General features: G+C 69.2%; 10 protein-coding genes. 5 read left to right on the top strand and 5 right to left on the bottom strand.

What is annotated here, in order from left to right; all coding sequences use genetic code 11:
- From HKK72_RS29960 to HKK72_RS29940, 5 genes are all read right to left on the bottom strand, one after another.
- Nucleotides 1–997, bottom strand: a 997-nt coding sequence (locus HKK72_RS29960; RefSeq protein ID WP_187237797.1) for a LacI family DNA-binding transcriptional regulator, incomplete at its 3' end; no start/stop codon positions are given.
- Between the two features lie 36 nt (nt 998–1,033).
- Complete coding sequence (locus HKK72_RS29955) at nt 1,034–2,482, bottom strand: GH1 family beta-glucosidase (RefSeq protein WP_187237796.1); 1,449 nt, start codon at nt 2,480–2,482, stop codon at nt 1,034–1,036.
- Nucleotides 2,479–3,372, bottom strand: a complete 894-nt coding sequence (locus tag HKK72_RS29950; protein WP_315987513.1) for a carbohydrate ABC transporter permease — start codon at nt 3,370–3,372, stop codon at nt 2,479–2,481. The genes HKK72_RS29955 and HKK72_RS29950 overlap by 4 nt, the downstream gene beginning before the upstream one ends.
- Entirely contained in the window at nt 3,369–4,343 is a 975-nt protein-coding gene (locus HKK72_RS29945; RefSeq protein WP_187237795.1) for a carbohydrate ABC transporter permease, read from the bottom strand. The genes HKK72_RS29950 and HKK72_RS29945 overlap by 4 nt, the downstream gene beginning before the upstream one ends.
- 102 nt (nt 4,344–4,445) lie before the next feature.
- Nucleotides 4,446–5,768: an extracellular solute-binding protein gene (locus HKK72_RS29940; RefSeq protein ID WP_187237794.1), complete on the bottom strand. Its 1,323-nt coding sequence runs from the start codon at nt 5,766–5,768 to the stop codon at nt 4,446–4,448.
- Nucleotides 5,769–6,361: 593 nt separating this feature from the next.
- Between HKK72_RS29940 and HKK72_RS29935 the strand changes: the two genes are divergently transcribed.
- From HKK72_RS29935 to HKK72_RS29915, 5 genes are all read left to right on the top strand, one after another.
- Entirely contained in the window at nt 6,362–7,444 is a 1,083-nt protein-coding gene (locus HKK72_RS29935) for an extracellular solute-binding protein (protein WP_187237793.1), read from the top strand.
- A 92-nt stretch (nt 7,445–7,536) separates the two neighbouring features.
- Nucleotides 7,537–7,875: a carbohydrate ABC transporter permease gene (locus HKK72_RS41555; protein ID WP_261987333.1), complete on the top strand. Its 339-nt coding sequence runs from the start codon at nt 7,537–7,539 to the stop codon at nt 7,873–7,875.
- Complete coding sequence (locus tag HKK72_RS41550; RefSeq protein WP_261987332.1) at nt 7,845–8,117, top strand: carbohydrate ABC transporter permease; 273 nt, start codon at nt 7,845–7,847, stop codon at nt 8,115–8,117. Before HKK72_RS41555 ends, HKK72_RS41550 begins: the two co-directional genes overlap by 31 nt.
- 250 nt (nt 8,118–8,367) lie before the next feature.
- On the top strand, nt 8,368–8,874 hold the full coding sequence (locus tag HKK72_RS29920) for a carbohydrate ABC transporter permease (protein WP_187237791.1): 507 nt from the start codon (nt 8,368–8,370) through the stop codon (nt 8,872–8,874).
- 45 nt (nt 8,875–8,919) lie between these two features.
- On the top strand, nt 8,920–11,419 hold a 2,500-nt coding region (locus tag HKK72_RS29915), incomplete at its 3' end, for a glycosyl hydrolase 2 galactose-binding domain-containing protein (protein ID WP_315987512.1).

Genomic DNA, 11,419 nt, shown 5'->3' with positions numbered 1-11,419 from the left:
GGGTGTCGAGGATGACCACCGGATCGGCGAGGGCCTCGCCGCGGATCCTGGCGATGAGCAGCCGGGCCATCTCCTCGCCCATCCCCTCGACGGACTGGTGCACGGACGTGAGGGGCGGTGCGGCGAACGGCGCGTCGACCGAGTCGTCGAAGCCGATCACCGCGACGTCCTCGGGGACACGACGCCCCTGCTCCTTCAGCACCCGCATGGCCCCGAGCGCCATCGGATCTGACGCAGCGAAGATCGCGTCCAGGTCCGGGTCGCGAACCAGCAGATCCGCCGCCGCGGAGGCGCCGCTCGCGTCGCTGAAGTCGCCGAAGACGATCTGCTCGGGCAGCCCGGCCTCGCGCAGCGCCTCGCGGTAGCCTGCCAGCCGGTTGATGCCCACGCCCATGTCCTGCGGCCCCGCGATCGTCGCGATCCGCCGCCGTCCCTGGGCGAGCAGGTAGTCGACGGCCTGCCGCGCGCCGCCGAGGTTGTCGACGTCCACGTAGCTGATCGGGTCGATGCCCGGCGGGCGACCGCCGAGCACGGTCGGCACCCCGCCGCTTTCCAGCCGCCCGGGCAGCGGATCGCCCCGGTGCAGCGAGATCAGCAGTACGCCGTCGACGTGCTGCCCGGTCAGATAATGCTCCAGCTGGGCGTGCTGGGTCGCCGACTGCGACAGCGTGAGGAGCAGTTGAAGCCCGGTGTCGGCCAGCGCCGTGCTGATCCCGCGGACGATGCCGGCGAAGAACGGCTCACCGAACAGCCGCTGCTCGGACTCGGAGATCACCAGCGCGACGGTGTCGGTCCGCCGGGTCACCAGTGACCGGGCGGCCCGGTTGGGAACATAGCCGAGCTCCGAGATGGCCTGCAGCACCGACTCACGGGCCTGCGCGCTCACCTTCGGAGAGCCGTTGATCACTCGCGACACCGTGCCCCGGCCGACCCCGGCCCGTGCCGCTACCTCTTCCAGGGTGGGACGCGCCGACGTGCGCGCGCCCTTCACCTCCATCGACCCCTCATGACTTCCGGCCCCTTCGTCGACCCCTCAGTGGTGACCGGGCAGACCGCCCTGCCGGATCACCTTCGCGTACCAGGTCGCGCTGTCCTTGAACACTCTGCGTTGCGTGGCGTAGTCGACGTAGACCAGCCCGAACCGCTTCGAGTATCCCCACGACCATTCGAAATTATCCAGCAGTGACCAGGTGAAGTAACCGCGCAGCGGGACTCCGTCCGCGATGGCCTCGTGACAGGCGCGCAGGTGGGCGTCGATATAGGCGATCCGCTCGTGGTCGTGGACGGTGTCGTCGCCGTTCAGGTCGTCCTCGTAACCGGCCCCGTTCTCGGTGATGTAGAGCGGGACGGCGGGGTACTCCCGATGCAGCCGGGTCAGCACCTCGTGCAGGCCTGGAGCGTCGATGTCCCAGCCCATACCGGTGACCGGCTGTCCGGTGCTGACGAACCGCACGAAGTCGCTGCCGACCCACGGCGAGTCGGACGAGAACGGGGACGAGACCGCCTGGGTGGCGTCGCCCGGCAGCCCCGAGACGGTGAAGCGGCTGTAGTAGTTCACCCCGAGAAGATCGATGCGCTCGCTGATCACGGCCAGGTCGCCGTCCCGAACGCAGTCGGCGAAGCCCGTGCCCGCCACGTCGGCGAGGACGTCACTCGGGTACCGGCCGTGCAGAAGGGCGTCCAGGAACAGCCGGTTCTGCAGGCCGTCGATGCGGCGGGCCGCGTCGTGGTCCTCCGGGGCCTCGCTCGCCGGCGATATGGCGTACAGGTTGACCGCGGGGCCGATCCGGACGTGCGGGCGCTGCTCACGGATCGCGCAGACCGCGAGACCGTGACCGAGCAGCAGGTGATGCGCCGCCCGCATGGCGGCCCCCGGCTCCTTCAGCCCGGGTGCGTGCTCCCCCGAGGCATAGCCGAGGAAGGCCGCGCACCACGGCTCGTTGACGGTCATCCAGTTGCCGACCCGGTCGCCCAGCGCCTCGTGCACGTGCGCGGCGTAGTCGGCGAACCGCTGCGCGGTGTCGCGCTCGGGCCACCCGCCCGCGTCCTCGAGCGCCTGCGGAAGATCCCAGTGGTAGAGCGTGGGCCACGGCTCGATGCCGGCGTCGAGCAGCTCGTCCACGAGCCGCCGGTAGAAGTCGAGCCCCGCCTGGTTGATCTGGCCGGAACCGTCCGGCTGCACCCTGGGCCACGACACCGAGAAGCGGTAGGCGGTGAGCCCGAGATCGGTCATGAGCTCGACGTCCTGCGGGTAGCGGCGGTAGTGCTCCACCGCCACGTCGCCGTTCTCACCGCCGAGTACCGCGCCGGGCCTGCTGCTGAAGGTGTCCCAGATGGAGGGGCCCCTGCCGTCCTCCCGCGCCGCCCCTTCGATCTGGTAGGCGGCGGTGGCGGCACCCCACTGGAAACCAGTGGGAAAGGCCAGGCCCACCTCCGGCCGAACGGCCGCCGCGGTCTGCTGCTGTGCTCCGTTGGGGTTCATGCCTTGATCGCACCTTCCATGATTCCGCCGATGATCTGGCGGCCGAACAGAACGAAGATCACGAGCAGTGGAATGGTCGCGACCGCCGTTCCGGCGAACATGAGCGTGTAGTCCTGGAAATAGGCGTTGGCCAGCTGGTTGATCGACAGCTGCACCGTGGGGTTCTCCGGATTGAGCACCGCCAGCGGCCACATGAACTCGTTCCAGGTCTGCATGAAGGTGAAGATGCCGAGCACAGCGGCGGCGGGCCGCAGCGCCGGCAGAACGACGCTCCAGTAGATCCGGAAGGTCGAGCAGCCGTCCACGCGGGCCGCTTCGATGAGCTCGTCCGGTACGGCCTGCGCGGCGTACTGCCGCATCATGAACACCCCGAACCCGGTGACCAGGAACGGGATGATGACCGACTGGATCTGCGCCTGCCAGTGGAGCTTCACCATGATCATATAGAGCGGGATGATCCCCATCTGGACCGGGATCATCATGGTGGCGATGATCGTGAGCAACAGCGCGTTCTTGCCGCGGAACCGCAGCTTGGCGAAGGCGAAGCCGGCCAGGGTGGCGAAGAACACGGTCGACACGGTCACGGCGGTGGAGGCGATCGCCGAGTTCAGCAGCCCCTTGGCGAAGTACGCGTCGGGATTGTCGAACAGCCTGCCGACGTTGTCGCCGAGGTTCCCGCCGGGGCTCATCGGCGGAGGGACGGCGGAGACGACGTCGTTGCTCCGCGTGGCCACGACCAGCATCCAGTAGATCGGGAAGACCGAGAGCGCGAGGGCGATGACCAGCGTCAGGTAGGTGAGCGGGCTCGCCTCCCACAACCCGTGGAACCGGCCCGGTCCGCGCCCCTTCCGCTTGCGCGCCGCCGGATCGACGGAGAAGACGGCGGTCACTTGGTGCCTCCCGTGCGCCGGATGAACAGGAAGTTGAGCAGCGAGAACACGATGATCAGAATGAAGAGCATCCACGCGACGGCCGCGCCGTAGCCGTAGTCGTCGCCCCGGAAGGCGTTGTCGAACATGTACATCGAGACCGTCTGGTACTGGTGGACCGGTCCACCCTCCATCCGGCCGCCGCCGAACAGCACCGGCTCGGTGAACAGCTGGAGCCCGCCGATCGTGGAGATGATGACGGTGAAGATGATCGTCGGCCGCAGCATGGGGATGGTGATGCGCCAGAACTGGCGCACCCTGGAAGCCCCGTCGATCGCCGCGGCCTCGTACAGGTCCTTGGGGATCGCCTGCATGGCGGCCAGGTAGATCAGCGCGTTGTAGCCCGTCCACCGCCAGTCGACCATCGAGGCGATCGCGACCCACGACCAGCCCCGGTCCGCCTGCCAGGCGATGTCGTCGATCCCGACCAGGCCGAGCAGCCAGTTGATCAAGCCGTAGTCGGCGGCGAAGAGCTGGGTGAACACGATCGCCACCGCGGCGGTCGAGGTCACCAGGGGCAGGATGATGCCGATCCGGAACAGCGTGCTGCCCCGTAGCCGGCGGCTGAGCAGGTTCGCGACGAACAGCGCGGTCAGCAGCTGCGGCACGGTGGAGATGACGAAGATCCCGATCGTGTTGACGACCGAGTTCCAGAAGTCCGCGTCGACGAGCAGATCCCGGTAGTTCTGCAGGCCGACGAACTCGCGCAGGCCGGACGCGAGCTCCCAGTCGTGCAGCGACACCCAGACCGTGTAGCCGAGCGGGAACGCTCCGAAGATCAGGAAGACGACGTAGAAGGGGGAGATGAACAGGTAGGGCGAGAACCTCACGTCGAGCCGGGACAGCCGGCTGCGGAACCGACTGCGGCGATCGCCGGCCGGACCGGTCGCACGGCGACCGGCGGCGGGCGCCGGGCGCAGGTCGACACTCATTCGCCTTCCTCTCTGGAGAGGCCGGGGGCACCTTTCCGGGTGGAGACGGCGGTGGTGCCGGGTGCTGAGACGACCGGTACCACCGCCGTAGCCGGAAAGGGACTACCGGGCCGCCTTCTCGGCCGCTTCGACCGCCTTGGGCCAGGCCTGGTCAGCCTTGATCTTGTTCTGGCCGACCCCGAGCAGGACGTCCTCGACGTCCTCACGGACCGCCTCGTTCTTCGGGCCCAGGTAGATCGGCTTGACCTGCGCCGCCATCTCGCTGAAGATCTTGCCGATCGGCGCCTCGCCGAAGTACGGGCTGGTCTTGCCGCTGACCGCCGGGTCCTGCTGGGCCTTCGGCGACGACGGGAAGGTGTTCTTCGACTTGTACGCCGCGAGCTGACCCTCCGGGCTGGTCAGGAACTTCGCGAGCTCCGCGGCCTCCTTCTGGTGCTTGCTCTGCTTGGGCACGGCCAGCCACGAGCCGCCCCAGGTGCCACTGCCGCCCGGCACCGTGGCGACGTCCCACTTGCCCTTGCCGAAGTCGCCCGAGAACTCCTCGATGCCCCCGAGCATCCAGGCCGGGCACGGGAGCGTCGCGAAGGTGTCCCGCTTGAGCGCGGTCTGCCATTCGGGCGTGAAGATCCGCATGTTCGCGGTCAGGCCCTCGGTCTGGAACTTGAGGGTCGTGTCGAACGCGGCCTTGACGCCGGGGTTGCTGTCGAAGACCAGCTTGTCGCTCGTGTCGAAGTAGGTGTGGCCGGCGCCCTTGCCGCCCTCCTGCGCCACGGTCGTGCGCCAGATCGCGGTCGGACCGTCGAGGAACTTGGTCTTCGGGACCTTGCTCTGGAACTTCTTGCCCGTCTCGAGGAAGGCGGCCCAGTCCGGCCACAGCTTGCTGACCTCGTCGCGTGCCGTGGGCAGGTCCGCCTTCGCGAACAGGTCCTTGCGGTAGCACATCCCCATCGGGCCGATGTCCGTGCCGAGGCCGACGAGCTGCTTGCCGTCCGCGCTGAGCCCGAGCTTCCACTTCCAGGGCAGGAAGTTCTGCTCCAGCGAGGTGGCGCCGAAGTCGAAGAGGTTGACGAACTTGCTCCGCTGCTGCATGTAGGTGGGGAGGATGCCCTCCTCGAGGGCGACCACGTCGCCCGCGCCGCTGCCCGTGGCCATCCACTGCTGCATCCGCGGGATGTACTGGTCCAGCTGCGAGACGTTGCGCTGCTTGATCTTGATATTGGGGTGGGAGGCCTCGTACTGCTTGTACAGCTCCTCGTAACCGAACTCACCGAACGTGTCGACGGTGAGCTCGACCGGGCCGCTCGCGGCGGCCTTGCCGTTGTCGTCGTTGCCGCCGTCGTCTCCACCACACGCGGTGGTGGACACCAGGATGCCGGCCAGCACCGCTGCGACGGCGGTCTGCCCGCGTCGCCAGTAGACCCTCATAGCGGACCCCTCTCAGGTCGTCGCCGATGGATTGCGCGAATGCCGCCTTGTTCGCCGTACGGCATCCTCTTGCGGCATATGTGGGAGCGCTCCCACGGAGCAAAGCCGAGAGGTCGCATTCCTGTCAAGACACCGAAACGCAACCGTTACATGGCAGCAGGGCTTTCAGCGGCCGGCCACCCCGCACCCGGGAATCGTCGGGCTTCCGGCTGCCCGCCGACGATTGCGCGCCTCGTCGATGAACCGGTTAATGAACATCGGAGCGATCCGCATGCGGCCTTCCCGCGGTCGGTGACGCGGTCTTTCACGATCGGTGACATCGCACAGCGCGCCGAAATACCGCCGTGCGCGCCCGACCGGGTGCGGAGAACTTCCGTGAAAACTCTGAATAGGGCATTGAAACTTAAACGGTTAAGTGCTGTGATGCGACTTGATTGACCGAGAGGCCCCGGCCCGGTCTCCAAGGGGGCGGTCATGTCGTCACGGTTGCCCTCCGTGGCCGCATGTCGCCGGGTCGGGGTCCGCGGATCGAGCGTGTCCGTTGTCATCCACCCCGGCAGATGTCCTCCGCCCCGGCAGACCGGAGATCCCGTATGCGACGACAGCTGTTCGTCTCGAGCCTCGCACTCGTCACCGTCCTCGGCTCGGGCTGTGCCACGAGCGGCAAGTCCAGCACCGAGCAGGCCGACACCAGCGCCCCTGCCACCATCACGTACTGGTCGACCGGCGCCGACGAGGACACGGCGATCTTCCAGAAGGCGGCCGACCTCTACAAGCGGTCGCATCCGAACGTGACCATCAAGGTGCAGACCATCACGTGGGACGACGCCTACGCCAAATTGCTGGCCGCGGCGACCGGCCGCAGCGGCCCCGACCTCATCTCGGGCGGGCTGACCTGGGCCATCCAGTTCGGCCGGCGCGGCGGCATGGTCGACCTGCGCAAGTACGGGATCGACGCCATCCAGCCCAAGGCGCACGCCTCGATGTGGAAGAACGCCACCTCACCCGACGGCTCCGTCTACGGCGTGCCGCCCGACATGTCGACCGAGGTGCTCTACTACCGCACCGACCTGCTGGCGAAGGCCGGCCTGAGCGCCCCGCAGGCCGAGCGGGCGCTGAGGTACTGGATCGACCTGCACCGCGAGTACGGCGCGCCGACGGCCACGGTCGAGGGGATGAACGCGCTCGACACCGGCACCGCGATGGTCCAGGGCGGCAGCTGGATCGCCAAGACCATCGATCACGACAAGCCCGGGTTGAAGGGCAAATGGGCGATGGCCGCACTCCCGGCCGGCCCGGCCGGTGCGACCACGTTCGTCGGCGGCCGCGCCGTCGGCGTCATGTCCTTCAGCAAGTACGTCCGGCAGCCCGCCGACTTCATCAAGTTCCTCTACTCCGACGAGGCCATCGAGACGATGGGCCAGGAGGCCAAGGGCCGCAACCTGTCCTACATCCCGCCCCGCCCCGACCGGCTGGACCAGGCGTTCTACCCGCCCGAGCAGACGTCCGTCTTCAAGGAGGTCTTCCGGACGGGGCAGGCCGCGCCGGGCTGCCCCGGGTGGGACGAGAGCGCTCCTGACGTCGCCAAGCAGCTGCAATCGGCCATCTTGGGCAAGGCCACTCCGCGATCCGCGCTGCAGCAGGCGGCGAAGATCATGGAGCGCAACGCCGGTTAGCAGCGCAGGACGGGTCGTTTCCGCGAGGCCACACCGGTGGGAGCCAGCAGTCGGCCTCGCGGAAACGGCTCCCCGGGAAGGGTGGAGTCGCCATGGCAGTTTCCGCCGACGCGTTCCGGCGGGTGTCCCGCAGGCCGGGGCTGCGGCGCAACGTCACCTCCTGCGTGATGCTGCTGCCGTTCCTCACCCTGTTCGCCGGGTTCCTGATCTGGCCGCTGGCCAACTCGCTGTACCTCGGCTTCACCGAGTTCGACGGGGTCAATCCCCCCGAGTTCAACGGCCTGGCCAACTTCCGGCGCCTGCTCTTCGAGGACGACCGGTTCCGGCAGGCCCTCGGCAAGAGGCGGCCCGCATCGACGGGGCCACGACCTGGCAGCAGTTCCGGCACATCACGCTGCCGATGCTGCGGCCGGTCACCACCTACGTCGTGATCACGTCCCTGATCGGTGCCTTCCAGATCTTCGAGGCCGTCTACCTGGTCTTCCGTACCAACGCCAACACCATCGGCGGGGTGCTCGACTCCGGGCTGATGATCGTCCCCTACCTGTACGACCAGGGGTTCACCCACTTCCAGCTCGGCTACGCCTCGGCGATCGCCTGGGTGCTGTTCGTGATCATCTTTGCGGTCAGCCTGGTGAACCTGCGGCTCGGCCGCGCCACGAAGGAGCTGTGATGGCCGCCCCCACGATGATCCCGCTCGTGCCGGACGCCACCGGGGTCACCGAGCGCGTGCGCGCCGCGCGGCGGGCCAAGACCATGCGCGGTCACCTGGCGCGGCTGCCGTTCTACCTGCTCGCCCTCACCATGATCATGCCCTTCTACTGGGTGCTGATCAGCGTCTTCAAGAACTCGGCCGAACTGACCCGGATGCCGCCGTCGCTCGTGCCCGAGGACCCGACGGTCGCCAACTTCCACGACTCGGTGTGGACGCCCGACCGGGTGCGGGCAGGCCACCAGCCACGCTGGTTCCGAACTACGTCATCCTGCGGAATCTGGGCTGGCTGGACAGCTACCAGGGCTACATCGTGCCGGCGCTGGCCAAGGCGTTCGTGGTCTTCTTCCTGGTGCAGTACCTGCACTCGATCCCGGACGAACTGATCCAGGCGGCCAGGGTGGACGGCGCCGGGGAGTGGCGGATCTGGTGGCAGATCGTGCTGCCGGTGTTGCGTCCCGCGCTCGCCGCCATGTCGATCTTCATCGTGCCGGCCGAGTGGAACAACTTCCTCTGGCCATTGATCATTGTGCAGAGCGATCAGATGGCCAACGTCCCGGTCGCCATCGCCAGGCTCAACTCCTACTGCACGGGCGGCCGGCACCAGGGTGTGATCATGGCGGCCGGGCTGCTCGCGTCCCTGCCGACGATCGCATTCTTCCTGCTCTTCCAGCGTTACTTCACCAGGGGGATCGTGCTCAGCGGCCTGAAGGGCTGAGGAGCCGCTCCGCCCCGCACCAACGGCAAGCCGATCGGAGACCTCGTGAGTTCCCATCTTCCCCTGCACGGCTCGTGGACCCTCCGCCCTCTCGGCGGCGGCCGGGAGGTCCCGCCGGCGGTCGCCGCCGGCCCGATCCCGGCGACGGTGCCCGGCTGCGTGCACACCGATCTGCTCGCCGCGGGGCTCATCCCCGATCCCTACCTCGACGACAACGAGCGTCGGCTCACCTGGATCGGCCGTACCGCGTGGGCGTACGAGACGACCTTCGCCTGGGCGGGCGGCGACGGCGACCGCACCGACCTCGTGTGCGCCGGGCTCGACACGGTCGCGACGGTCGAGCTCAACGGCGCCGTGCTCGGTGAGACGGCGAACATGCACCGGTCCTACCGGTTCGACGCCACGTCGGCGCTCCGGCCGGGCGACAACGTGCTGCGGGTCCGCTTCGACCCGCCGTACGCGTACGCGGAACGGCTGCGCGACGAGCTCGGCGATCGGCCCAGCCCCTACGCGGAGCCGTACAACTTCATCCGCAAGATGGCCAGCAACTTCGGCTGGGACTGGGGCCCGACGCTGGTGACCTCCGGCATTTGGCGGCCGATCGGGCTGCACTCCTGGTCGGGCGCCCGGCTGGCCGAGGTGCGCCCGCTCTCGGTTGTTCGCGACGGGCGCGGCCGCGTCTCCGTCCACCTGACGGTGGAGCGCCACACCGGCGGGGAGCTGACCGGCGAGCTGACGGCGAACATCCGGGTGGCGGGCGCCCGGACCGACGTGACGACCACCGTGACGGTCCCCGACGGCGAGACGGCGGCGGTCGCCGAGCTCGAGGTCGCCGATCCCGAGCGGTGGTGGCCGGCCGGGTACGGCGACCAGCGCCTGTACGACCTGGAGGTGACGCTCACCGGCCCCGGAGGCGAACTCGACGCCGTACGCCGGCGCGTCGGCTTCCGCGACGTGCGGCTCGACACCACGCCCGACCAGCACGGGTCCGCGTTCACGATCATCGTGAACGACGTGCCGGTGTTCGCCCGCGGCGCCAACTGGATCCCCGACGACTGCTTCCCGAGCCGGGTCGGCCGGGAGCGCTGTGCCGACCGGCTCGGCGCTGCGCGCGAGGCCGGCCTCAACCTGGTGCGGGTGTGGGGCGGCGGGCTGTACGAGAGCGACGACTTCTACGACCTGTGCGACGAGCTCGGGCTGCTCGTGTGGCAGGACTTCGCGTTCGCCTGCGCCGCCTACCCCGAGGAGGAGCCGTTCGCCGGCGAGGTCGAGGCGGAGGCCCGCGAGAACGTCACCCGGCTGGCGTCGCACCCGAGCCTCGTGCTGTGGTGCGGCAACAACGAGAACCTCATCGGCTACGTCGCCTGGGGCTGGCGGGAGGAGCTGGCCGACCGGACCTGGGGCGCCGGGTTCTATCTCGACCTCCTGCCCAAAATCGTCGCTGAACTGGATCCGACCCGCCCGTACTGGCCGGGCAGCCCGTACTCGGGGGACATGGCGATCCACCCGGACGAACCCGGGCACGGCACCGTGCACATCTGGGACGTCTGGAACCGGCGCGACTACACCGCCTACCGCGAGTACCCGGCCCGGTTCGCCGCCGAGTTCGGCTTCCAGGGCCCGCCCGCGTACGCGACACTGCGCCGCGCGCTGAGCGACGAGCCCCTCGCCCCCGACTCCCCCGGGCTGTCGCACCACCAGAAGGCCGAGGACGGCAACGCCAAGCTGGCCGCCGGGCTGGCGCCGCACTTCCCTCAGCCGGCCACGTTCGACGACTGGCACTACCTCACCCAGCTCAACCAGGCGCGGGCGCTCATCCTCGGCCTGGAGCACTTCCGCTCGCTGTGGCCGGTGTGCGCGGGCACGGTGATCTGGCAGTTCAACGACTGCTGGCCGGTCACCTCGTGGGCCGCCATCGACGGCGACGGCCGGCGCAAGCCACTGTGGTACGCCCTGCGGCGGGCGTACGCCGACCGGCTGCTCACCGTGCAGCCGCGCGACGGCGGCCTCGCACTGGTCGCGGTCAACGACACCGCCACGCCGTGGGAGACCACGGCCGAGGTGGTGCGCCGGAACTTCGCGGGCGAGCCGCTGGCGGCCACGACCCTCGGCCTCCGCGTGCCCGCCCGCGAGGCCGTGACGGTCCCCTTGGACGCCGAGTCGGTCCGTCCCGCCGACCCGGCCGCGGAGCTGATCACCGTCACGCCCACGCCGGAGGTCGCCGAACCGGCCGCGGACGCGCAAACCCCGGCGATATCACCGCAGGTCGAGCGGGCGCTGTGGTTCTTCGCTCCGGACAAGGACCTCGCGCTGCCGGAGCCGGACTACGAGGGCTCGGTCGAGCAGGCGCCCGAGGGGGCGTACGTCACGATCATCGCGCGCACGCTGCTGCGCGACGTCGCGCTGTTCCCCGACCGGCTCGACCCGGCCGCCGAGGTCGACGACATGCTAGTGACCTTGCTGCCGGGAGAGACCGCCCGATTCCTGGTCAGCTCCCCCACCCCGCTCGACCCCGGCGCGCTGCTCGGCAGACCCGTGCTCCGCT

Origin of the sequence: Actinomadura sp. HBU206391 (assembly GCF_014323665.1) — a bacterium.
GTDB lineage: Bacteria > Actinomycetota > Actinomycetes > Streptosporangiales > Streptosporangiaceae > Actinomadura_C.
The sequence above is the reverse complement of the archived record's forward strand: the minus strand, read 5'-3'. Positions and strand labels throughout refer to the sequence as shown.

Excerpts from the sequence above, each read along its gene's own strand:
- HKK72_RS29945 (WP_187237795.1), bottom strand. The coding sequence starts at position 4,343 with ATGAGTGTCGACCTGCGCCCGGCGCCCGCCGCCGGTCGCCGTGCGACC.
- HKK72_RS41550 (WP_261987332.1), top strand. The coding sequence starts at position 7,845 with ATGCTGCGGCCGGTCACCACCTACGTCGTGATCACGTCCCTGATCGGT.
- HKK72_RS29935 (WP_187237793.1), top strand. The coding sequence starts at position 6,362 with ATGCGACGACAGCTGTTCGTCTCGAGCCTCGCACTCGTCACCGTCCTC.
- HKK72_RS41555 (WP_261987333.1), top strand. The coding sequence starts at position 7,537 with ATGGCAGTTTCCGCCGACGCGTTCCGGCGGGTGTCCCGCAGGCCGGGG.
- HKK72_RS29940 (WP_187237794.1), bottom strand. The coding sequence starts at position 5,768 with ATGAGGGTCTACTGGCGACGCGGGCAGACCGCCGTCGCAGCGGTGCTG.
- HKK72_RS29955 (WP_187237796.1), bottom strand. The coding sequence starts at position 2,482 with ATGAACCCCAACGGAGCACAGCAGCAGACCGCGGCGGCCGTTCGGCCG.